We start from the raw sequence: 22,712 nt of genomic DNA, 5'->3' as shown, positions 1-22,712 counted from the left end.
TTAGAGACTATGAAAATTAAATTAAATAATAATATAAAATACCTTTTTATTGCGGCACCTATCTTATTTGCCACATCTTGCAAAAAGGATTTTTTAAATACTGCGCCAGATACAGCATTGCCAATTGAAGATGCATTTTCTAATCCCGCACGTATATTATCGCAAGTTAATGGTATTTATGCAGGCGTAAAGGCTGGTAATTTTTACGGTGGCCGATACCTTATTTATAATGATATAAGAGGGGAAGACTTCATTGTAAATAAACCAAACGGTGTAACGGGTTTAGATACCTGGAGATTTAACTTGACCTCGCAAACAAACGAAGTTAATAATCTTTGGGGAGCTGTTTACGCTGCCGTTAACCGTGCGAATCTTGTTATTGAGGGCGTAACTAGTAATGCTTCATTGTTAACGCCTGCCTTATCAAGGCAGTATATTGCAGAAGCAAAGTTTTTAAGAGCATTATCCTATTACAGTTTGTTACAGCTTTACGCCAAGCCATATATAACAGATAACGGTGCAAGCTTAGGCGTGCCGCTGAGATTAAAGGCTGAGAAAGATTTAACAGGCAATGATTTAAAACGTAGTACGGTTGCTGAAGTTTATACTCAGATTCTAAAGGATTTGAATGAAGCTGAGCCAGATTTGGCACTTAACGGAGTTGCCACAAAGGCGACCAGAAACACAGCAATTGCTCTAAAAACCCGTGTATATTTATCAATGGGTAATTTAACTTCTGTGGTTACTGAAGCAAATAAAATTGTAAGCACAACGCTACCATTTACGGCTACTACAGGCAGAGCGAACAAGTTGGAAGCTAATATTGCTACAGTTTTTGGCGGCAATTATACTGGCGATGAGGTTTTATTAACCTTACCAATGGCCGATTTAGATGCTCCTGGAACACAAAACCAGCTGGCTTACTACTACAATGTAGAAATTAATAGTGCGGGTGGTAATCAGGAATATTTCTTAAACCCTACCGGGATATTCGGAAATGCTGCTTTTGCAACAGGTTCTACAGATGCAAGAAAGGGCTTAACGCTAATCTCTGGCACTAATACCTACTTAACCAAATTTAAAAGACCATCACCTTACACGGATTACGTTCCTGTTATTCGTTATGCGGAAGTTTTATTGAATTTAGCAGAAGCAAGTGTTGTAACTGATCCAGCCAGAGCAATTGCATTATTAACCGCGGTTAGGCAAAGATCTAATCCAACATTTGTATTCTCTGCTACTGACTTGTTGCCTGCGAACCTTAAAAATACCATTCTTACCGAAAGAAGAATAGAATTATTAGGTGAAGGCTTACGTTCTCCTGATGTAATGCGTTTAGGTTTGGGTTTTGTTGCCAAAAGCGGTTCGCAAGGTACTGCTCCTGCAATACCATTTAACACGGCTGGTTATATTTGGCCAATAGCTTCATTGGAAGTTCAAAACAATAAACTGATTGTTCAAAATTAATTTAGAATAATCAATTAACAAAGAAGGGTCGGCAGTATTTTACACTGCCGACCCTTTTTTAGTTTAAACTTAACTATTTCTTATCCACACTGTACTTACCAGGCCCAATAAAAATCAAGCTGAAAAATACAATGCCCATTTCTATTGCATGGCTTGCGCCTTGTAAACCTTCCCCTTTACCAAAATGAACCAATGCTGCAATAATCATCGTAAAAACTAAAAGGATACAAGCCGGACGGTAAAATAAACCAACCAACAACAGAAAACCGCCAAAGGTTTCTGTTACTGCCGCCATAAAACCCCAAAACACGGGTAAGAAATCAACACCAATAACTTTCATACTTCCGCCTAATCCTTCCCAGCCTTGCGGTCCGCCGGCCAGCTTTGGAAAGCCATGAATAATAAACATTATACCAATACCTATCCTAAGTATTAATAAACCGGTATTGCGGTACTTTCCTAAATTATCTAAAATCGCCATGTTATATATATCTAAATTTTACGTTATTTGTTTCAACTTTTAATTCTACTGTTGCGCCTACTATCATCGTCAGGTTATCATCAATGTGGCCACTCGGGAAATTAAAGCAAACCGGATAGTCGTAATCCTTCACAATCTCCCAAATCACTTCATCAGCAGTTTGCCCAAAAGGTATTTTTTCTTCTGATATTTCGTTAAATGCACCAATAATCAACCCCTTTAATTTTGCCAGCTTTCCGGCTCTTTTAAGCATCCTTAGCATTCTGTCTATCGAGTATTCGTGTTCGCCTACATCCTCTATAAATAAAATCTTTCCATCAAAATCCATCTCCGAAACCGACCCTTGGAGCATGCACAATAAAGTCAGGTTTCCGCCAACCAATACACCAGTACAATTTCCCGCACGATTATCAAATTCACTTTTATATTCATAAATCTGACTTTCGCCAAACAAAGCTTTTCTTAAAGATAATAACGCTTCAGGCGTAGAGTCGTCAAAAGTATAAGGCATTTGCGCATGCATACTTTGTGTATTCGTAACAGCAAAAATGTGCGCTAATAATACCGTAATATCACTAAAACCTACAAACCATTTGGGGTTCTTGATAAAGTTACTGAAATCAAGCTTATCAATAATCCGGATAACGCCATAGCCACCTCTGCCCGCTATAATGGCTTTTACCAAAGGATCATCCAGATAGGTTTGAATGTCCGATGCCCTCAAATCATCAGAACCAGCAAATTGATTTTCTTCGGCATAAACACTTTTGCCAATAATTACATCCAATCCCCAGCTTTTTAAAACAGAGATGGCGTAATCTATAGATTTGGGTAATTTCTTTGCCGGACAAACAATGGCAATCTTATCACCTTTTTTTAAATATGTAGGCTGTATAATCATGGTTAAACAATATCTTTGTCAAATTAAATGAATTGTTTTGGATAATAATAAAATAAAAAGATATACGGTTACCGCAGCACTGCCTTACACCAATGGGCCCGTTCATATTGGTCACCTGGCAGGTGTTTACATTCCCGCTGATATATACGCAAGATATCTTCGCTCTAATAAAAAAGATGTAAAGTTTGTTTGTGGTTCTGATGAAAATGGTGTTCCGATAACGTTGAAGGCTAAAAGAGAGGGTATTACGCCGCAAGAGGTTGTTGATAAGTACCATAAAATCATTGGCGATTCTTTTAAAGAGTTTGGCGTTTCATTTGACATTTACCACCGTACCTCTTCTTTAACGCACCACCAAACCGCTTCGGATTTTTTCGAAAACCTTTACAATAAAGGTGTTTTTACAGAAGAAGTTACCGAGCAATATTATGATGAAACAGCTAAGCAATTTTTAGCTGATAGATACATTACCGGTACTTGCCCTAATTGCGGTAACGAAAATGCTTATGGCGACCAATGCGAAAACTGCGGAACTACCCTTAATGCTACCGATTTAATAAATCCAAAATCAACCCTTTCGGGTGATAAACCTGTATTGAAGGAAACTAAAAACTGGTTTTTACCGCTCGATAAATATGAAGGCAGATTAAGGGAATATATCGAAAGCCATAAAGAATGGCGACCAAATGTTTACGGACAATGTCAAAGCTGGTTAAACGCCGGTTTACATCCTCGTGCAATGACCCGCGATTTAGACTGGGGCATCCGTGTTCCGGTTCGTGGTGCAGAAGGTAAGGTTTTATATGTTTGGTTTGATGCCCCAATCGGCTACATATCTGCCACAAAGGAACTTTGCAATTATGCCAAGCTTGATGTTTGGAACCCGAAAGCAGAGGAGTACTACATCAACAATTACGAAAGCGATAAATGTGGATGGGAAGAATACTGGAAAAGTGATGAAACTAAATTGGTTCATTTTATCGGTAAGGATAATATTGTTTTCCACTGCATCATTTTCCCTGCAATGTTAATGGCACATGGCGATTATACCCTGGCTGATAACGTACCGGCAAATGAGTTTTTAAACCTCGAAGGGCAGAAAATCTCAACTTCAAAAAACTGGGCAGTTTGGTTAAACGAATATTTGAGAGAATTTGAAGGTAAGCAAGATGTACTGCGTTACGTATTAACAGCCACCGCACCAGAAACAAAGGATAACGATTTTACCTGGAAGGATTTTCAAGCCAGAAATAATAACGAATTGGTTGCAGTATTAGGCAATTTTGTAAATCGCGTTACGGTACTTACGCATAAATATTTTAATGGTCTTGTGCCAACCTTAATGCAGGTTACAGCACAAGATCAGGCTGTTATCGACGAGCTGGCTACCTTCCCGGCAAAGATTTCTTCATCTATAGAAAACTATCGTTTTAGAGAGGCTTTATCAGAGGTGATGAATGTTGCCCGTTTAGGTAATAAATATTTAGCCGAAACAGAGCCATGGAAACTGATTAAAACGGATGAAGACAGGGTACGCACCATATTAAACATATCCTTACAAATTTGTGCAAACCTGCAAATCCTAATTGAGCCATTTATGCCATTTACTGCCGAAAAGTTAATGAAAATGCTTAATAATGGCAGACAGGAATGGACTGAGGCTGGCTCTACACACCTAATTAAACGTGGGCATGCCATTAACGAGGCAGTGCTCTTGTTCGAAAAGATTGAAGATGCGGCCATCGACTTTCAGATAGAAAAGCTAAACCAGAGTAAAACAGCAAATGCTGCACCTGCACAAGCCATACCTGCGAAAGAAAACATCCAGTTTGATGATTTTTCTAAAATGGACATTCGTGTGGCCACAATTGTTGCTGCTGAAAAGGTAGAGAAAACCAAAAAGCTATTAAAGCTTACCGTTAATACGGGTATAGATGAGCGTACTGTAGTATCAGGCATTGCCGAATATTATAAACCAGAAGATATTGTGGGTAAACAGGTAAGCATGATTGTAAACTTAGCACCAAGAGAAATTAAAGGAATTTTATCGCAAGGCATGATTTTGATGGCTGAAAATTCAGCAGGAAAACTTACTTTTGTGGCGCCTTCAGAACAATTTGAAGAAGGTAGCGTGGTACGCTAAAAGTATTTAAGAATTATGATTTTAGCTAATTAAATCTAAAATCGTAATGCTAAAATCGAAGATTGTAATACGATAGAAGCGAAGATAGAACTACTATTTTGCAATCGTAAATATAGTTGGCCCCGTAGTTCAACGGATAGAATAGAAGTTTCCTAAACTTTAGATAGCAGTTCGATTCTGCTCGGGGCTACTTTTAAAGCTCATCGAAAGATGGGCTTTTTTCCTTTTAAGAGGCTTACATTTATCTTAAAATATTTCCTTATCAAAATATACAAACACACCACGCTGTATTTAAAGCTTTTTATTACAATCGTTAAAGGTTTGTTAAAAGGGATTGTAGAATCGACTCGATCATATTATTTCAATATATTTATTGCGCTACAAAAGAGATTAATATGAAATTAATGAGCAGAACATTTCAAATTTTTATTTTAAGTTTTACATTATTCAGTTCTAGTTTGACAACGAGAGGGCAGGTCAAGGTAGATTCTTATGTCAGCGAGCTTAACTCAATTATAAAGCCAATTGAAATCGATGCAAAAGGGCAAATTATTAAAACAGGAGTTCCTTCTTCAATTCTACGAGATAAGTCTATCATTGGTCTTGGCGAATCAACGCATGGTACTAAAGAATTTTATCAGTTTAAGGCATCCATAATAAAAGAATTAATTTCAAATGGAAAACTTAAGATTATTGCGATGGAAACCGACTACTGCTATGCAAAGCCTCTAAATACTTTTCTATTGAGTAATACAAACGATAGCCTTAGTAAAATTAGGTCCAATACTGGATTATATGGTATTTATCAAACTGAAGAAGTATTTCAGATGTTGGCTTGGATTAAGAATTACAATATGTCAAAGCCTAAAATGGAAAGGGTTCAGGTAATTGGAGTCGATATGCAAGACCCCATTATAATTTCCCAACAAATTTTGGAGCAATTTCATGAATTGAAGGCAATGGACATTTCGCTCTATAATCAGTTAATGGCATTCAAGGAATCCTTCGGCAACACTAATTCTTTCAAAATGGATAATGCCGAAAAAGCCAAGTATCGGGATATGGCAATCAAAATCAAAGCTCTTGTAACCAATGATAAAATAGAAAATTATAAAGAATTAATTACCTTAACCAGGATGCTCAGCCAGACAATTGAATTACGAGGCACCTTTGGTACTTTTACTAACTATTTCAATGGATTTGAGGAAAGAAGAGATAAATTTATGGCAGAAAATGCCATGATAATTTATAATGGTGAAGTAAAAATAAAAAATGAGCAAATGGTTATATGGGGGCACAACGGTCATATCGCTCATGCATTGTTAAATGGTGTAAAAAAAATGGGTGCATACTTGAAAGATCAGCTTGGTGATAAATACTTTGCTCTTGGCGGAATATTTGATGAAGGCTCGGTAAGGATTTTTGACTTTGCAAACACTTATAAATATAAAAGCTTTCACTATGCTACTTCACAAAATCAAAACGCTATCGAATATATCTTCAAGAAAAGCAGAACACCAAATTTTTTTATTTCAACTCGTGATGTCGTTAAGAATGATAAGCTCACTTCCTTAGTAAAGGATTATAAATATTCAAGAATCATTGGCAGCACTTATCGTAAAGATCCGAAAGGAGATTTTTTTAAAGTGCCGTTCACAGAGTGTTTTGATGGTGTGTTCTTCTTTATGGTGGCTAATGCGGCTGAAAACGTTAAATAAAGGTTATAATTGTTTTAGTATTCAGTGCAAATTTACAGTTCCTTCTGAATTAGTTTATCTCAGAAAACAATTGCTGCGGTGTTTGCTTTCTCGTTCAGGAACATAATAAATTATTTCAAAAGGCAATTTATTTTACAGGAAATAGCATTTCATCAACCTGTGTTCCTTGTCCGGCTACCCGGCACCACTTTCCTGCATTCTTATGATAAACTTCCAGGCGCCGAACCTTAATATCTACATCTTTGCTATCGATAACAAGTTTTACCTCAATCAGAACATTTACTATTGCCATTGTTCCATCATAAATTCTGATGAATTCATTTCCGGGGATTGGACGAACGGATTTAAATGTCAGTTTTTCTTTTTTCTGTGCTTCCACCCATTGCTCACGCGTAAATGAAATATCGCCTTTCGGACCTACGGCAATAAAATCATTGCAATCAATCTGTGTTCCGGGTTTTTGACTCCTTAGTAAGGTGCGGATTTCAGCACGTTCTTTTGCGTAGCTTGTTGTGTCCATTTGCGCATGGCTATACAAGCATGCGGCACATAAAATAATGAAAGTTAATAATGATTTCATGGGATGAATTTTAAATTGAATTTAAGGAATTTATTCTAATTCTATTTAAAACTTTAGCATAAAAATAATCTTTTAAGTTCCTGATAGATAGCGATTATGGCTCTTCTGTTAACAGGCTTTGAATATAAGTTTGCCCCCGGTTTTGAGTGTGCCAGTTTATGCCGATTTCATATTGGCAAATCAATCTCTTTCATTTATTACTTAATTACATTCTCGTCATATCGACCGAAGCGGAGCGATCTTTGAACCATTCCTGCTCACTTCTCCGTCATGAGGTTCATTTCAAGATCTCTTATTTATTTGTCCCCCCTCAAGTCTTGCCTCGGCTTGCCGCCGCCGAGGTGGCTCTTTCTTTTCTCTTGAAAGAAAAGAAACAAAAGTTCAAGGCTTGGATCTGATGTCGGATAAATTCGTTAAAGCTTCACTTTCGGCAACACAAGTACCCGATGAAAAATCGGGCAGGATGCGTTGCCTTGGTTCGTTGCAAGGTGAAAGTTTTTGCAAAAGCTTTAACGTTTTCTCCTTCCATCATTTCCTATGCCGGATAGCCACCGCCTGCATATTTCACTGGCTTTCCTAATGACGTCATTCCCGAATGGTCGGGACAGGTAGCGAGGCCTAGGTTTGAGTGAGCCGAAGCAATCTCTTTTATACCTTAATTGCACCGTCGTCATCTCGACCGAAGCGGAGCGATCTTTGAACCATTCCCGCCAAATCTATTTCTCGACTCGCCGCCGCCGAGAGGCTCTTTCTTTTGGCTGGGCCCAAAAGAAACAACCTGAGCGTAGCGAAAGCATGGCTACCTTTAAAAATAAACCAATCAGACATAACACCAAGGCTTCCCGATACTCGGGACAGGTGCATCTTTTGTCGCATTAAGCTGGCAAAATCTACATAGCGGTAATTTGAGGCTATCCTCCACTATTGGCCAACGCAGCTGCAAATTTCCTTGGTTGTGCAAAAAACTAAATACGTACACAGATTTTACTGCTTCTTGCTTCCAAAATCTGCTATGCCGGATAGCGAAGCGCCAAGCTGTTATCAAGTTGATTGTCCTCCTGAGCGTAGTCGAAGGACCGTCATTCCCGAATGGTCGGGACAGGTAGCGAGGCCTAGGCTTGAGCGAGCCTAAGCAATCTCTTTTATACCTTAATTGCACCGTCGTCATCTCGACCGAAGCGATCTTTAAACCATTCCCGCCAAATCTATTTCTCGACTCGCCGCCGCCGAGAGGCTCTTTCTTTTGGCTGGGCCCAAAAGAAACAACTTGAGCGTAGCGAAAGCATGGCTACCTTTAAAAATTAAACCAATCAGACATAACACCAAGGCTTCCCGATACTCGGGACAGGTGCAGATTTTGTCGCATTAAGCTGGCAAAATCTACATGGCGGTAATTTGAGGCTATCCTCCACTATTGGCCAACGTAGCTGCAAATTTCCTTGGTTGTGCAAAAACTAAATACATACACAGATTTTACTGCTTATTGCTTCCAAAATCTGCTATGCCGGATAGCACTCATGAATATTTCTTTGTATATAGAACCCATAAAAAATTCTGCCGAATTAATTGAGACATTATTAATACAGGAGTTTGAGGTAACTGATAAATTTGCTAAAATACTTTTTCAAAAGAAAATTCAGCATCATATTGAAAAATTAAAGGATGATATTTATTTAGTTGCTGAAACTAATTATATCGATCGTGTATATAGAGACAGCTATTATCATTATTACTCGTCAAAATTAGCGGCATACAAGCGAAATTGCATTAGAATATCCCTGTTTGATGTGGAGATAGAAGCTGGTGATTTTCGGTTAGAAGAAAAGCGTCATAAGCTTCAAGATGCTTATTTAGGTTTCTTCGTGCTTAGGCCAATAGAACCTCATATTGTTGGTAGGAGTATTATTTCTCCGAAAGCGTTAAAAACTACAGATTTTCAAGTTTGTACGGCTAGCTATCACAACACCGTTAATACAGTTAAATTAAGTGTAGATGCCTTTCCACATTCATCACAAGACACAGAAACGATTAGCTGTGCCGAAACGACCCTTTGGGCTATGATGGAATATTTCAGTAATCGCTACGCAGAATATAAGCCGCTGCTTCCTTCTAAAATTATACAAACCTTGAATAAGGTTACTTCTGAGCGACAAGTGCCGTCAAAAGGTTTGAATATTCAACAAATGTCTTTTGCGTTAAAGGAATACGGATTTGGAACAAGGATATATAGTCGCTCTCAATATCCGCATGAATTTGATAGATTGATTAGTTGTTATGCTGAAAGTGGAATTCCTGTTATCATTGCAATGGAAGATTTTGCTGGCATAGGGCATGCATTATTATGTATTGGACATGAAACCGTTAAATCTACTCATATAGATGCATTAGGAGCACATCAATTTCAAGATGGAGTTTTGAAGGATAGAGCCAATTCAAAAAACATAACCTTATATGATTATGATAGTATTGAAAAAGAATTTATATATATAGACGATAATCAACCAGTATATCAAAAAGCACTTTTATCCAAGCTGGCAGCTCATTATCATGCATCGTGGGATAATTGTAAAATCACACACTTTATAGTGCCTTTGTATACAAAGATATATCTTGAAGCATACGAGGCTAAGAACTTTATTGCAAGGTTTTTGATTGGTGGACCTGAGCCATTAAATAATGATACTGAGGTTTTATTGAGAACCTATTTAGCATCTAGCAGGTCATTTAAAGATGTCTTGGCGACAAATGCGAGTTTCTCTTCTGATTTAAAAGATCTCATTTTGGAATTAGCCATGCCAAAGTTTATATGGGTAACAGAGATTAGTAATAAAGAACTGATTAAGAATAAGAATGCAAATGGTATAATAATTTTGGATGCAACAGAAGCAAACATTATCTTTAATAAGCCGTTAATTATAGCAGCCTACCAAAGTAAAGTGATTAATTTTGAGGCAGATAGTAAAAAATTAGAAAAGAATGATTTACCTTTGAACGATTTTAAAATTTTTGAAAACAACCTAACGTCTTATTAGTATGATTAAAACAGTGAGTAAAACCACTCAAATTAAAGAAAAACTTAAAACAGATGGCAAGGTTTCTTATCTGGATAAACCAGAACATTTCAGCGCAATTATAGAAATGAACGATGAAATGGAAAGTGTGCGCAGAGAATATCATGTAAAGGATAGAAATTCTCAGAATTCTGCATCGCATGTTATACTAACCGCATAACCTAATGCTATTCTCCAAATTATTAGATTAGATATTTGCCTCAAGAGTGATTGAGGCTTTTTTATAAAACTAATTTTCTTTAATATTTAATAGATCGAGTTCACCACTGGTGTAAATGCTAAGAATTTAAGTGCTTGACCTTTCTAACTTCAATCACCATTGATTTATCTCAATTTTATGATATGAGGTTGTTCTTCAGTATTAAATTTGAACTTAATTTGTTATTGAATATCTTGCGACTGAATGATCCCTATTCAGCAAAATTTACCTGTTCACCTCTTAGCCGCCTGCTTTAATAATACAGCTGTGGCTTATAAATTTTATTGGTTTCTATCGATTTTAGAAGAAGTTGAGCAAGAGCAATACCACATCCCTAAGCAAAAGCTATTTGTGGGTATGGTTGCCGCAAGCTGGTACACGGTTAACTATTTTAAAATTAGTTTTGGCAAACAAGATCAGTTACATGATAAGGTAGCGGAAATTGCATTATTAGAAGGCATCAGTATAGATGAAGACCGCAAGCAAATAAAGAAGCGATTGAATGAAAGTGATTCGTTGGCTACTAATAAATTATTGCAGCATTTTAATCAGCAGGTTCCGCATCGCTTTTTAAGTCCGTAGCTTCCATCCATATCAGAAAATAAAAGTGCAGTTTATCAGGCTTCGCAACAATTTGAGAATGATTGCCTCTATGCATTAGACCAAACGCATGTTACCATTAATCCAATCTGGATAGATTACCTGAAAAATAATGCAGGTATTTTAAAAAGCTTTTGTTATTGGAAACTGAGCCTGTATCTACAAAAGCACAATCCAAATGTTCCGGATATTCCAAATAAATTAATTAAGCCAGCACAAAGGAACTCCTTAATTAAGCAACGAAAAGTTTGGGATGTGGTAATAGATGAATTGGGCAGTTTAGATTGCATTTATACCGATAGTAAATTAGAGAAAAAGCAATTTGCGGTAGAGCATTTTATCCCCTACGCATTTGTATCGCACGATTTATTTTGGAATTTAATTCCGGCCAATGCCTCCTTCAACAGTTCAAAATCAGATAGGCTGCCACAATTAGATAAGTATTTCGATAGGTTCTACACTTTACAGAAATCTGCCATAGAGATTATCAAATACAAATCGCCAAAGGAAAAGATACTGGAAGATTATTTAAGCATCTTTCCGGATTTAGAGCAAGTAACAGAATTACCCGAAACCTATAAGGCTAAATTCAAAAATACCATAGCACCATTAATTACCATCGCCAGTAATAATGGTTTTGAATATATGCGCTAAGATTTTCTCTTAAAACCGCAAAGCCCGGTACATTTCGTGATGTATCGGGCTTCAAATCTTTTTTCTCCGAGAATGGTAGAATAACCTGTATAAATATAGGTTTTATTTAAATATTACAGAAGCGAAAAAAATTTTGTTATGGGTATTGGCTACGCAAACTTTAATTTTTTCTCCCAGAAAGCAACACCAATCCCAGTCCTAAGGCAAGTCCAAGACCTAGTGCAAGCTTGGTTTTTTTGGAAGGCACCGGAACGATGGTTTCCCCATAAATTTGATGTGGCGGTGCTGATGGGCTCAGTACATTTCCGCTTGTTGGTGCGCCATCCTTAATTTCCATTAAAAGGCGCATGCCTGATGATGCCGTATTCACCAATACCTTTGGCAAAATGCCATGCATGGTTTTCAATGCCCATGATGAAAAATCGGGGAATTTATCTTTTTTTGGATGAAGGGCAAGTTTAAGCAATGCTGCTGCGGTATCGCGTGGGTCGGCCGCAAAGGGTGGCACCTTAAAGTCTAAGCCTGAGTACTTGGCAGAATGCATATTGCCGGTAGAGCGCTGAATTTGTGGGTATAAATTACAGATGTGGATGTTTGCTTCGCCCGAAAGTTCGCCTTGTAAACATTCCATCATACCCTTAATGCCAAATTTAGTGGCCGAGTAAACGGCGCTATATGGGGCGGGCATAAAACCACCAATAGATACATTATTAACCAAAACGCCATAACCCTGCTGCTTAAATATTGGGATGATGGTATGCGCACTGTTCAGATAGCCAAACAAATTGGTTTTGACCACCTGATGGCTTACCTCAATAGGAATTTCTTCAAACCTGCCGCTCGCCATTACGCCTGCATTATTTATCCAGTAGTCGATTTTACCGCTTAGCTGAATGGCTGCATCGGCCAATGCCCTTACCTGTGTGATATCTGAAACATCGGTTTGCAAACCAATGGCCTCGGCACCAAGGTTTTGGCAATAATCTACAGCCTGGTTCAGCGCATCAATACCTCTGGACGCCAGCACAACCGTACAACCGGCTTTAGCGAAGGCTTCGGCGGTAGCCAAACCTACCCCACTGGAAGCACCTGTGATGACGACCGTTTTACCATTCAGGTTTAATACTGTATTTTTTTCCATAGCAGCTATTTATCTATTGATATTATCTGCAACATTGGATTTAATGAAATGTTTGTATTTAAGCTGCTGATTTAAGTTTCTGAACATGAAATTTAAATCGACTGTAATGATGGTTGCCAGGTTTAATAAAACTTTAATGTCGCCAAACTGTTAAAAAGAGAGCAAAATAAATAAGAGATGACAGCAGAAAAAAAGCAACAGGCTATAAAATTATTGAAACAGGGCTTAGAAACCGTTGAGGAAAGAGCCTATACAGAGATTGCCGAAATACCAACGGAAGATGACCAGGATTTTGAGGTAAAATACAGCTTCGTACATGATGGCATTGAGGGGATTTTTACGGTAATCGGTAAGGCAGCCGAAGAAAATGAAGGTGCTATAAACATTACCCTGCTGAGTGCGTTCCCGGAAGATTCTCTGCTTTACGAATCTGCTACGGCAAAGGAACAGGTAGATAATGATTTGCTGGGTGCAGAAACCTACATTAACAGCCATATTCATCAGGGATAGCGTATCATTATGGATAAGCCCTCCTACCTCAACTTTGAAATTTCTAAATATGCATGGAAAGCCGACATCGATTATCGGGCACAGCCTGAAGCTTACCGGGTTGGCAAGGGAGAGCAGGGTGTATTAATTTGTGAACCTTATAAAAGTGAAATCGGACAGCATTGGCGTTTTAAAACACCTGAAATTGCAGAAAAGAGTAGTGAAAAAATCTACCGGCTATTTCTGAAGTATTTAAAAGCTAAAGATTTTGTGGGTGCAGATATGTCGAGAAAGTACCTGCAAATGGGTTTTACCCGGGCAAGGCGTTATGCCAATTACAAGGGCGGAAAAAAGTACAATGCAGATGAAGGTTACCAACAACTGGAACGCGGAACGGGGGATGCTCAAAAAGCCATCTCCGCTTCCATCTTTTACGAAAAATGGAAGCTGGCAGAGGCAAATGAAAATTATGCTAAGCTAAAAAAGCAATGGAAACATGAACGGGGTTAAAAAGCAACACCTGCCCGAGAAAATCTGCCCGGTTTGCAAACGCAGTTTTAGCTGGCGCAAGAAATGGGCGAAAAACTGGGCGGAGGTTAAATACTGCTCCGAACAATGTAAAGGGAACAAGGCCATGCTTGCTAACGGTGATTGAATATTTTTGTGCGCTCGAAATATACCGCCATTCCGCTATCTAAATTTTTAGGTTTATATACGATCAAATTTATGACATTACCAGCCTGCTGCTGTAGGGCTATTTAATATTTTCAAGGGTGTTAGCGTACTTCTGATTTCTACTTTGCTGTTGTCAGACATATATAGGAAAAAAGATTTAGGGTTGTAACTGTATGAAATCTTAATATTGTCACTTATTAGTTTATTTTCAGACTTATAACTAAATCGAAGTTCTTGAAAGGTATCCGGCCTTATTTTAAGTTCTTTGCTCAAAGGTTTGCCTGTAGCATCTGTGTTGCTAAAGTTCCTTATGCTTAAATCAACTGGAGCTGATAACCCACATGCTTTCAATTTCTCGTCATTTATTGGGACAGTTTTTCCGATACATTGAGCCAATTCGTAATCGTTGAACGCAAAATTGTACTTTAAGACTTTTAATTCTTTCAATCCACCTCCACCCTTGGTATCTTTTATCTTCCCTCTTTTTTCGATTATTTTGGTTTTACCCAATTCGAATACTCGGTAGCCAAAAGCCAAATTATTTCCTGAAACAGTAATCTTTTGTGATTGGGCAGTTTGAGTATTTGTTTTATAATCAATTAACCTTTTTTTTAATTCAAAATCTAATGATGCTTTAACTGACTTGTCATAAATTATCATAATGCTATCAGCAGAAATATATTCGTATAGTATATTTTGTACTGATCTAATGTTTGTCTTTGAGAGGTCGTTAACCGTATAAATTTTTACAATGAATATTGATTTTTTTGGCATAGTCACCACTAATGCCTAAGTATGATGTAATGGAGGAGATAATACTCATTTTAATTTCATCATCAATACTTAAATAGTCTATGGATTCAGTAAATCTAATGTTGTCTTTTCCAACACCATTGCCATCTGGTCCCACACCATTTATCCATTGTGCCCCAAGAGGCAAATCTTTTCTTGCAATGTTTAAAATCTTATAGCCCTTCAGAATATTTTGGCATTTTGTTTCTTGGACATTAATGAAAATAGTGATAAAAAAAATAGAGAGCAGTAATTTCATTTGTAGATAAGTTTTGTATTGTTAACTAAAATTAATTTTTGATAAGGTTAAAGCTAACTATCCATTATGGTAAGCGCAATACTAAGAATTTAGTATTTAAATAAGGTGATAATACGTTAGAATGAACCTAGAGTATATCTAAAAAACCAATAATATTTTTTTCGATTCAAACCTTTTTTTCTTTTATTGGTTTAATTGCCAATACCAACCAGATATTGCCATCCACCTGTGCGCTTTTATGCACGATTTCTGTTGTTGGATAAAAACCAAAAAAGAACCGCTTGGAAACACAGATTAAAGATTCGGCAGCACGCAAATCCTATTTGCCTAAGTTGCTGCTCATTTTGGCACTGGCATTTTTGCTCGGTGTAGAAGGTTATTTCGGGTTTAAGCTGCACGAGCTTTCTGAACAGCAGGAGCAGATAAAGGAAGATTATTCCAACATCAACAACATTACTTATGGGCTGTTTTCGGTACAGCAATGGAAAGATAATGTGGCAGGCATTGTGCATAAGCAGGTGCGAAACCTAAAAATGACGAAGCGGCAGAAGAAGGTTTTGCAGGGTGAAGTAGAGCAGGTGCTGCTAGCCTTGATTGACAAGGCCGAAGCGCTGGTGAATAAACCAAAGAAAACCATCAGTGGTAAAATACAGAAGTTTGCCATTAAGAACTTTGTAAATTCGGATAGCATAAAGGCACAGGTTCCGGGTTTCGCCAGAACCATTATTGCAGAAGTAGATAACCCGAAAAACAAACGCCAGTTAAGTAAAATGGCCATTGGCGAATTTAATGAATTGGCAGAAGAGGAAAGTTTAGACAGTGCCTTCGTAGCCAAAACTGCTGCGGTAAAGGCCATGTATGGCCGCTACAAGGTAAAATCTACCGATGAGCTGAATGAAAAATTAACCGCAACTCTGGGCGATATTCGCAGTAAAACCTATACTTATTCTTTTGTTATGCTGGCTTGCATTAGCGTGGTGCTTATTTTGTGGTGGGTTTTGCGCCGTCGCCGCGATTTGCATATCACGCTTTTTGTAATGTCCTTACTGTTTGCCTTTATTCTACTGGCGGTAGGGCTTACGGCTTCGATGATTGAGGTAGATGCCCGCATACGTTCGCTTGATTTTGTTTTACTGGGCGAACACGTAACTTTTAAAGACCAGGTGCTGTTTTTCCAGAGCAAGAGCATTATGGATGTGGTAAAGGTGTTAATTGGGCAGCCGGGTATAGATTCGATTCTGGTTGGGGTATTGATACTTGCTTTTAGTATTTTGTTTCCGGTGGTGAAGCTGAGTTCTACAGGCATACACTTGTTGGGCAGAAAAAAACTGGCGGAGCATGGGGTTGTAAAATATTTTGCCTTTCAATCTGGCAAATGGAGCATGGCCGATGTAATTGTAATTGCGATTTTGATGGCATACATTGGTTTAAATGGTTTGCTGGAAGGTCAGTTGCAGGCGCTGAACATTAAAAATGATTCGCTAACCATACTAACCACCAATAATACGGCACTGCAACCAGGTTACATCATTTTCATCAGCTTTGTGTTGTATGGCTTAATTCTCTCTACAATTTTAAAGTTTATTACACCACATGATGCGCACTAACCAGCTGCTTAACGCTTTTTGATTAATTTTATGGCGACAAATACAAATTCATCTCCAGATATACAGGTAAAAAAAAGCAGATGGGCAGCTACCATGCTCATCGTTGGCTTATCTATACTCTTAATTGCAACAGCCTTTTCCGGCTATCGCTTTTATCAGCTTGCTTTTGAACAAAAACGAATTAAGGAAGATTATAGCCTTTCGAACAACATTACTTTTGGCGTTTTTTCGGTCGACAGGTGGGGCGAAAAAATCTCTGCCGTGGTAGATAGGCGGGTTAAAGGCTTCAAACTTACGACAAAGCAAAAGTCGGAAATGCAGGAGGAGGTAGAGAAGGAACTGCATGGCATGGTGAATAAAGCAGTGGCTGATTTCACCAAACCAAAAAAGGGACTTGGGTCTAAACTTAAGAAACTTGCTTTTGATGCTTTTGTAGATGTAGACGAGCTGCATGCGCAGGTGCCATCTTTTGCCCGAACCATTGTGCAGAAAATTACAAGTCCGTCGAGTTTAAAAAAGATAAAAGGTATTGCCGAAAGCAAGGTTGATGAACTGGAAGCTCAAACTTACGATAGAACAGATACGACCATTACCACCGTTGAGCAAAACATTTACCATAAATATAAGGTCAACAATTCGGCTGATTTTGATAAGGTTGTGAAGGCAAAGCTTAGCCAGATTAAGGCTCTAAGTCATCAGTTTGCTTTTGTAATGATTATTTCGGTTGCCATTGCACTAATGCTTTGGCTGATTTTAAGGAAAAAAACACATTTGCACGTGCCCTTATTTATTATGTCGCTCCTGTTTGCGGTGGTTTTGTTGGCCGTTGGCGTAATTTCACCTATAATAGAGGTTGATGCCCGTCTTCAGTCGCTGGAGTTTGCATTATTGGGCGATAAGCTGGTCTTTAACAATCAGGTGTTGTTTTTCCAGAGCAAAAGTATAATTGGAATCATAAGCACACTAATTGAGCAGCCTAAACCCGATGCGGTATTGGTTGGTGTGCTGCTTATGTTATTTGTAGTGATATTACCGTTACTTCGTTTAATAGCGAGGGGCATACACATTTCTTGCAGTCATTTGTTCAGAAACCCGAAGGTACTTAGGTTCATGGCATTCGATTTGGGTAAATGGGATATGGCAGACGTAATGGTTGTGGGTATTGCCATGACCTATATTGGCTTGAATGGGATATTGAAAAGTCAGCTTTCTGGTTTAAATATTGAGAATGATACTTTAAAAACCGTTACCGAAAATAATTCTGCATTGCAACCCGGCTTTTTTGTGTTTGTTGCTTATGTGGCTTTTGCAAAGCTTCTTTCCTTTTTATTAAAGCGGATTGATGAGAGGAATGGGCCGTGTTAGTTTATTGTGGTTTTAAATCATCATATTCATCCTCGTTATGCTGAATTTATTTGGTTTCACGCCTCGCTATCCCCCTTCGGAGGGGGCAGGGGGAGGATTTAGTTTCCGTCATGCTGAATTTATTTCAGCATCTTTTATCGATTTCTTCTTTTTAGTAATTTGATTCGGCTCGCCGTCTAAGTGGGTTATACTATTTCGAGGGGGAAAACGCCCCTCCTTATTGGGCCTTTCATGATACTTTACGCCACGCTATCCCCCTTCGGAGGGGGCAGGGGAGGATTTAGTTTCCGTCATGCTGAATTTATTTCAGCACCTCTTATCAATTTCTTCTTTTTAATAGTTTGATTCCGCTCGCCATCTAAGTGGGGTTATACTATTTCGAGGGGAAAAATACCCCTCCTTATTGGGCCTTTCATGATACTTTCACGCCTATCTATCCCCCTTCGAAGGGGGCAGGGGGAGGATTTAGTTTACGTCATGCTGAATTTATTTCAGCATCTTTTATCGATTTCTTCTTTTTAGTAATTTGATTCGGCTTGCCGCTTAAGTAGGGTATATTTTTTGAGGAAAACTCCCCTCCTTATTGGGCCTTTCATAATACTTTACGCCACGCTATCCCCCTTTGAAGGGGGCAGGGGGAGGATTTAGTTTCCGTCATGCTGAATTTATTTCAGCATCTCTTATCGATTTCTTCTTTTTAATAATTTGACTCGGCTTGTCGTCTAAGTAGGATACAATATTTTGAGGGTAAAACTCCCCCCTTTTTTGGCCTTTCATGATACTTTACGCCTCGCTATCCCCCTTTGGAGGGGGCAGGGGGAGGATTTAGTTTTCGTTGTGCTAAATTCATTTCAGCACCTCTTATCGATTTTCTCCCTAATCCCATAAACAGAAATTCAAAAACCTGTATTATATTTGCATTCCTAATTAAAAAATCAGCTATCCTTTCGTCATCCCGATAGCAACCATTATATTTATTATCTCGATGACGTTTAATATATTGTATTTCATAAGTACCGATTTGGCAAAAGGCAAGTCAATATTGCGAAAAAGCTATAAAAAATTTTATCTCTAAAGGATGCTGGTCAGAAAAAACATTACCCTAAAAGGGATACTGGAATTTGCAGGTCACCATTTCTGGTGGCTAATCACTTACATGTTTATTATCGCTTTGCTTTACAAATTGGGCTGGCAATGGATATCCATTCCCTGGCTTCCGGTTTCATTAATCGGAACTGCAGTTGCTTTTTATGTCGGATTCAAAAATAACCAATCTTACGACAGGGTTTGGGAAGCAAGAAAAATCTGGGGTGCTATTGTAAACAGCAGCAGAAGCTGGGCAGTGATGCTAAATGCCTATATCCGCATGCCAGACGCTTCCAATGAAGAAATTAAAAGCATAAAAAAAACGCTGGTGTTTCGTCATATTGCATGGCTTTATACTTTACGTGAGCAATTGCTTGTACCCACCCAATGGGAACATGTTAGTTTAAAGCATCTTTTCGGACGGCTCGCTGCACAACGTAGAGAACGTTTTGGTATTGGCCAGTTTAAAGATTTTTTAAATGAGCAGCAAAAGCAGCATTATTTTGGGGATAAGCATAACTGGGATTTTGCGGCGAACAATGCCACGCAGATTATCAACTTACAAGCTCAACATCTGGCAGAACTGGAAGAAAAAGAATTTTTACACATGCGCAGGCAACTGGATATGCAAACCATCCTGAATGATTTTTACGATCACCAGGGAAGAGCGGAGCGCATCAAGAAATTTCCATTACCACGTCAATACGCAAACCTGAGTTTTATCTTCAACTGCATATTTATTTTTCTTTTACCACTAGGTATTGTGGCCGAATTTGCCAAACTAGGCGAGGCTGGAGTGTGGTTAATGATTCCTTTCGCAACCATCGTTGGGTGGATATATGTAGTGATGGAGTTAATTGGCGATTATTCAGAAAACCCCTTCGAAGGATTAGGAACAGATGTTCCGATGCTTTCCATTTGCCGTACCATTGAGATTGATATGCTGCAAATTCTGGGCGAAACGGAAATCCCAAAGCCCATTCAACCGGTTAACGATGTACTGATGTAATCAAATCATGATATAATTTTTTTTAATGCATTCTATTTTACCTTTTTTGCTCGCAATGGTGGCCATTATTGTGCTATTAAATATGTGGGCCGCTAAACTAAAAATTGCCTACCCTATTTTACTGGTGGTGGGTGGTTTGGTTATCAGCTTTATCCCGGGTTTGCCAAGGGTTAAGATTGACCCGAACCTAATATTTTTTATATTTCTACCACCACTCCTGTTTGAAGCAGCCTGGGCCATTTCATTTAAAGAGATGAAAAAATGGTGGCGCATTATTGGTAGTTTCGCCTTTCTGGTGGTATTCTTTACCGCACTTTCAGTAGCCCTGGTTACCAACTATTATATTCCGGGCTTTACCATAGCGCTTGGATTTTTATTAGGCGGAATCGTATCGCCTCCCGATGCCGTAAGTACGGGAGCCATCATGAAGTTTGTAAAAATCCCAAAATCTACATCAGCTATATTAGAAGGAGAAAGTTTATTAAATGATGCCTCTTCCCTAATCATTTTTCGTTTCGGCCTGGTGGCCGTGGGTACTGGTCAGTTTATCTGGCAGGAAGCGGCGACCAGTTTTTTATGGATGGTTATTGGTGGGGCAGGCATTGGCCTGCTGCTCGGTTGGATTTTTGTAGAAGCGCACAAACGTTTACCAACAGATGCACCTTCAGATATTGCCCTTACATTAATAGAACCTTACATTATGTATTGGATTGCCGAACAACTGCATAGCTCGGGTGTAATGGCGGTTGTAAGTGGCGGATTATTTTTGTCGGCCAGGCGTTTAATTTTTCTCAACAGTGCCAGCCGCATTATGGGTTACAGTGTTTGGCAAAGTTTTGTATTCATTTTAAACGGCATTGTATTCCTGATTATTGGATTGGAGCTGCCCGAAATTGTTGATGGTTTGCGTAGCAATGGGATTCCACTAAAAACAGCAATAGGTTATGGCCTACTGGTTACAGGTATTTTGATTGCCGCCCGAATCATAAGTTCTTACGCGGCAATGATTGCCACCTTAATTTTTAGGCCAGGAGTTGCGCCAGGCGCATCATCAAACCGGGTACGCTTTACTATGCCGCTATTGCTCGGGTGGACAGGTATGCGAGGTGTGGTTTCACTGGCTGCGGCTTTGGCTATTCCCGTTACAATGGAAAATAACCAGCCATTCCCCTACCGTAACCTCATATTATTCATCACATTCGTGGTTATATTACTTACACTTTTAGTGCAAGGCCTTACCCTACCCTATATTATTAAAAGGATTTCTTTCTTCAACAATATTATTATAGAAGAAAACGAGGCTTTAACCAGACAAAAAATGAAGCACGGATTAAAGCAGCATGTGTATGAAGTGCTAAGGAATAAGTACGAAAATGAATTGCAAGGCCATGCCGGAATCGAAAGAATATTAAAGCAATGGGAAGAACGTGCTAAAGCCAGCGATGATAGCTGGATGAACGAAAAAACGAAAATTATCTTTGTCGAGTTGCTCGAAAGCCAGCGAAATTACCTAACCGAACTGAATAAAGATCCGAAGATAGATGAAGAAATCATTCGGCAGCAATTATATCAAATCGATTTAGAAGAAGAACGCTTGAAGATAATTTAGTGGAAGGATAAATCGCAGTATTCAATACCCAATTATCAATTTCCAAATACGTATACGCAAGTTTAAATGTCCTTCTATATCTTATATGCTTAAAAATGATTATTGAAAAGCAGGTTCCTGTTAACTATTAAGCGTTCGTCCCGCCCTTCATTCCAAATCCTCGTTTCGCTTTGCTGCACTTGCGGGTTTTCCATTAGGGTGGGGTTTATTTTATTCGGGTTAGCTGTTCTTTGTTCGCATTGCGCATTAATCTTTATTCTTTACTACTTGTTCATTTTCCGTTGTTCGTTTTAGGTTATGTGCATTAATCTTTATTCTTTACTCCTTGTTCCTTGCTCTTTTGTTATTCTCTTTCCTTTTCAATCTGCGTTTTTTATCTGCGGGCATCTGCGGGAAACCCTTAAAAACGCTTGTGCAGCACAATAAACAACCCCTGTAAACGTCAGAAAAACCACCCGAAACAAACCAAAGCGGCTAAATGTTTTGCCGGGCCTAAAATTTTTCTTGCTGATGCACACCTACTTATGTACGCATGACCAAATAAAAGCTTTGCCTACTTTGTGCACACGGATAATTTTTCTACTTTTGCAACCCGCTTCGGAGGAAGAGGGGGTTAAGAAATGAGAAGCTGAAAACGCCGGAAATTATTTAAAATAAAATTTGGTGATTGAAAAAAGTTTTCTACTTTTGCAACCCGCTTCGGAAGGAAGCGATGCTGGTCAAACAGCGGTATTGAAGAGTGGGATTGGGAATAAGAAACGGACGAAAAAATAAATTAAATTTTATTTGGAAGTTAAAAAAAGATTCCTACCTTTGCACTCCCAACGGAAACGAAGGGAATGAAAAACCGGAACGGCGGATGCCGG

20 protein-coding genes and 1 tRNA gene are annotated in these 22,712 nt (G+C 38.6%); 15 read left to right on the top strand and 6 right to left on the bottom strand.

Annotated elements, in window-relative coordinates:
• Positions 1–9 precede the first annotated feature (9 nt).
• The gene (locus tag QWY86_RS09910; RefSeq protein ID WP_290241455.1) at positions 10–1,467 is read left to right on the top strand and encodes a RagB/SusD family nutrient uptake outer membrane protein; all 1,458 of its coding nucleotides are present in this window, start codon (positions 10–12) and stop codon (positions 1,465–1,467) included.
• A gap of 73 nt (positions 1,468–1,540) precedes the next feature.
• On the opposite strand, the gene QWY86_RS09905 is transcribed toward QWY86_RS09910, so the two are convergent.
• Both QWY86_RS09905 and QWY86_RS09900 read right to left on the bottom strand, forming a co-directional pair.
• Positions 1,541–1,948, bottom strand: a complete 408-nt coding sequence (locus QWY86_RS09905) for a DoxX family protein (protein WP_290241452.1) — start codon at positions 1,946–1,948, stop codon at positions 1,541–1,543.
• A 1-nt stretch (position 1,949) separates the two neighbouring features.
• Positions 1,950–2,849: a S66 peptidase family protein gene (locus QWY86_RS09900; RefSeq protein WP_290241450.1), complete on the bottom strand. Its 900-nt coding sequence runs from the start codon at positions 2,847–2,849 to the stop codon at positions 1,950–1,952.
• A gap of 37 nt (positions 2,850–2,886) precedes the next feature.
• Between QWY86_RS09900 and metG the strand changes: the two genes are divergently transcribed.
• The 3 genes from metG (at position 2,887) to QWY86_RS09885 (ending at position 6,710) form a co-directional block, all read left to right on the top strand.
• Positions 2,887–4,992 carry a methionine--tRNA ligase gene (metG, locus tag QWY86_RS09895; protein WP_290241448.1) on the top strand — a complete coding sequence of 702 codons (2,106 nt, stop codon included), beginning with the start codon at positions 2,887–2,889 and terminating at the stop codon, positions 4,990–4,992.
• A gap of 118 nt (positions 4,993–5,110) precedes the next feature.
• Positions 5,111–5,182, top strand: a tRNA-Arg gene (locus QWY86_RS09890).
• A gap of 214 nt (positions 5,183–5,396) precedes the next feature.
• A complete protein-coding gene (locus tag QWY86_RS09885; protein WP_290241447.1) occupies positions 5,397–6,710 on the top strand; it encodes an erythromycin esterase family protein in 1,314 nt (437 codons plus the stop codon).
• A 127-nt stretch (positions 6,711–6,837) separates the two neighbouring features.
• On the opposite strand, the gene QWY86_RS09880 is transcribed toward QWY86_RS09885, so the two are convergent.
• Positions 6,838–7,290 carry a nuclear transport factor 2 family protein gene (locus QWY86_RS09880; RefSeq protein WP_290241445.1) on the bottom strand — a complete coding sequence of 151 codons (453 nt, stop codon included), beginning with the start codon at positions 7,288–7,290 and terminating at the stop codon, positions 6,838–6,840.
• Positions 7,291–8,735: 1,445 nt separating this feature from the next.
• On the opposite strand from QWY86_RS09880, the gene QWY86_RS09875 reads away from it, so the two are divergent.
• From QWY86_RS09875 to QWY86_RS09860, 4 genes are all read left to right on the top strand, one after another.
• Positions 8,736–10,322: a hypothetical protein gene (locus QWY86_RS09875; RefSeq protein ID WP_290241443.1), complete on the top strand. Its 1,587-nt coding sequence runs from the start codon at positions 8,736–8,738 to the stop codon at positions 10,320–10,322.
• 1 nt (position 10,323) lies between these two features.
• The gene (locus tag QWY86_RS09870) at positions 10,324–10,521 is read left to right on the top strand and encodes a hypothetical protein (protein ID WP_290241441.1); all 198 of its coding nucleotides are present in this window, start codon (positions 10,324–10,326) and stop codon (positions 10,519–10,521) included.
• Between the two features lie 306 nt (positions 10,522–10,827).
• The gene (locus QWY86_RS09865) at positions 10,828–11,142 is read left to right on the top strand and encodes a hypothetical protein (protein ID WP_290241439.1); all 315 of its coding nucleotides are present in this window, start codon (positions 10,828–10,830) and stop codon (positions 11,140–11,142) included.
• A 273-nt stretch (positions 11,143–11,415) separates the two neighbouring features.
• Entirely contained in the window at positions 11,416–11,814 is a 399-nt protein-coding gene (locus QWY86_RS09860; protein ID WP_290241437.1) for an HNH endonuclease domain-containing protein, read from the top strand.
• Between the two features lie 160 nt (positions 11,815–11,974).
• On the opposite strand, the gene QWY86_RS09855 is transcribed toward QWY86_RS09860, so the two are convergent.
• A complete protein-coding gene (locus tag QWY86_RS09855; RefSeq protein WP_290241435.1) occupies positions 11,975–12,955 on the bottom strand; it encodes an SDR family NAD(P)-dependent oxidoreductase in 981 nt (326 codons plus the stop codon).
• Positions 12,956–13,132: 177 nt separating this feature from the next.
• On the opposite strand from QWY86_RS09855, the gene QWY86_RS09850 reads away from it, so the two are divergent.
• From QWY86_RS09850 to QWY86_RS09840, 3 genes are read left to right on the top strand one after another with little or no spacing between them, the layout of a single operon-like run.
• Positions 13,133–13,465 carry a hypothetical protein gene (locus QWY86_RS09850; protein ID WP_290241433.1) on the top strand — a complete coding sequence of 111 codons (333 nt, stop codon included), beginning with the start codon at positions 13,133–13,135 and terminating at the stop codon, positions 13,463–13,465.
• A 9-nt stretch (positions 13,466–13,474) separates the two neighbouring features.
• Entirely contained in the window at positions 13,475–13,954 is a 480-nt protein-coding gene (locus QWY86_RS09845; protein ID WP_290241431.1) for a DUF4385 domain-containing protein, read from the top strand.
• The gene (locus QWY86_RS09840) at positions 13,941–14,099 is read left to right on the top strand and encodes a DUF2256 domain-containing protein (RefSeq protein WP_290241429.1); all 159 of its coding nucleotides are present in this window, start codon (positions 13,941–13,943) and stop codon (positions 14,097–14,099) included. Before QWY86_RS09845 ends, QWY86_RS09840 begins: the two co-directional genes overlap by 14 nt.
• 77 nt (positions 14,100–14,176) lie before the next feature.
• On the opposite strand, the gene QWY86_RS09835 is transcribed toward QWY86_RS09840, so the two are convergent.
• Both QWY86_RS09835 and QWY86_RS09830 read right to left on the bottom strand, forming a co-directional pair.
• Positions 14,177–14,893: a hypothetical protein gene (locus QWY86_RS09835; RefSeq protein ID WP_290241427.1), complete on the bottom strand. Its 717-nt coding sequence runs from the start codon at positions 14,891–14,893 to the stop codon at positions 14,177–14,179.
• Complete coding sequence (locus QWY86_RS09830) at positions 14,850–15,170, bottom strand: hypothetical protein (RefSeq protein ID WP_290241426.1); 321 nt, start codon at positions 15,168–15,170, stop codon at positions 14,850–14,852. The genes QWY86_RS09835 and QWY86_RS09830 overlap by 44 nt, the downstream gene beginning before the upstream one ends.
• Before the next feature lie 281 nt (positions 15,171–15,451).
• On the opposite strand from QWY86_RS09830, the gene QWY86_RS09825 reads away from it, so the two are divergent.
• The 4 genes from QWY86_RS09825 to QWY86_RS09810 all read left to right on the top strand — a co-directional run bounded on the left by QWY86_RS09825 (position 15,452) and on the right by QWY86_RS09810 (position 21,846).
• On the top strand, positions 15,452–16,777 hold the full coding sequence (locus QWY86_RS09825) for a paraquat-inducible protein A (RefSeq protein ID WP_290241424.1): 1,326 nt from the start codon (positions 15,452–15,454) through the stop codon (positions 16,775–16,777).
• Positions 16,778–16,807: 30 nt separating this feature from the next.
• On the top strand, positions 16,808–18,142 hold the full coding sequence (locus QWY86_RS09820) for a paraquat-inducible protein A (protein WP_290241422.1): 1,335 nt from the start codon (positions 16,808–16,810) through the stop codon (positions 18,140–18,142).
• Between the two features lie 1,078 nt (positions 18,143–19,220).
• Positions 19,221–20,237 (top strand): bestrophin family protein, encoded by a 1,017-nt coding sequence (locus tag QWY86_RS09815; protein WP_290241420.1) that lies wholly within the window; start codon positions 19,221–19,223, stop codon positions 20,235–20,237.
• A 25-nt stretch (positions 20,238–20,262) separates the two neighbouring features.
• A complete protein-coding gene (locus tag QWY86_RS09810; RefSeq protein ID WP_290241418.1) occupies positions 20,263–21,846 on the top strand; it encodes a Na+/H+ antiporter in 1,584 nt (527 codons plus the stop codon).
• Positions 21,847–22,712: the final 866 nt, after the last annotated feature.

It is taken from the genome of Pedobacter aquatilis (genome assembly GCF_030409415.1).
Classification (GTDB): Bacteria; Bacteroidota; Bacteroidia; order Sphingobacteriales; family Sphingobacteriaceae; genus Pedobacter; species Pedobacter aquatilis.
Note: the sequence above shows the minus strand (reverse complement) of the source record. Positions and strands in the feature narration are given on the sequence as shown.

Coding starts and splice junctions, on each gene's coding strand:
- QWY86_RS09900 (WP_290241450.1), bottom strand. CDS start 2,849: ATGATTATACAGCCTACATATTTAAAAAAAGGTGATAAGATTGCCATT.
- QWY86_RS09905 (WP_290241452.1), bottom strand. CDS start 1,948: ATGGCGATTTTAGATAATTTAGGAAAGTACCGCAATACCGGTTTATTA.
- QWY86_RS09855 (WP_290241435.1), bottom strand. CDS start 12,955: ATGGAAAAAAATACAGTATTAAACCTGAATGGTAAAACGGTCGTCATC.
- QWY86_RS09885 (WP_290241447.1), top strand. CDS start 5,397: ATGAGCAGAACATTTCAAATTTTTATTTTAAGTTTTACATTATTCAGT.
- QWY86_RS09840 (WP_290241429.1), top strand. CDS start 13,941: ATGAACGGGGTTAAAAAGCAACACCTGCCCGAGAAAATCTGCCCGGTT.
- QWY86_RS09820 (WP_290241422.1), top strand. CDS start 16,808: ATGGCGACAAATACAAATTCATCTCCAGATATACAGGTAAAAAAAAGC.
- QWY86_RS09850 (WP_290241433.1), top strand. CDS start 13,133: ATGACAGCAGAAAAAAAGCAACAGGCTATAAAATTATTGAAACAGGGC.
- QWY86_RS09845 (WP_290241431.1), top strand. CDS start 13,475: ATGGATAAGCCCTCCTACCTCAACTTTGAAATTTCTAAATATGCATGG.
- QWY86_RS09815 (WP_290241420.1), top strand. CDS start 19,221: ATGCTGGTCAGAAAAAACATTACCCTAAAAGGGATACTGGAATTTGCA.
- QWY86_RS09835 (WP_290241427.1), bottom strand. CDS start 14,893: ATGCCAAAAAAATCAATATTCATTGTAAAAATTTATACGGTTAACGAC.
- QWY86_RS09830 (WP_290241426.1), bottom strand. CDS start 15,170: ATGAAATTACTGCTCTCTATTTTTTTTATCACTATTTTCATTAATGTC.
- QWY86_RS09810 (WP_290241418.1), top strand. CDS start 20,263: ATGCATTCTATTTTACCTTTTTTGCTCGCAATGGTGGCCATTATTGTG.
- QWY86_RS09880 (WP_290241445.1), bottom strand. CDS start 7,290: ATGAAATCATTATTAACTTTCATTATTTTATGTGCCGCATGCTTGTAT.
- QWY86_RS09870 (WP_290241441.1), top strand. CDS start 10,324: ATGATTAAAACAGTGAGTAAAACCACTCAAATTAAAGAAAAACTTAAA.
- QWY86_RS09910 (WP_290241455.1), top strand. CDS start 10: ATGAAAATTAAATTAAATAATAATATAAAATACCTTTTTATTGCGGCA.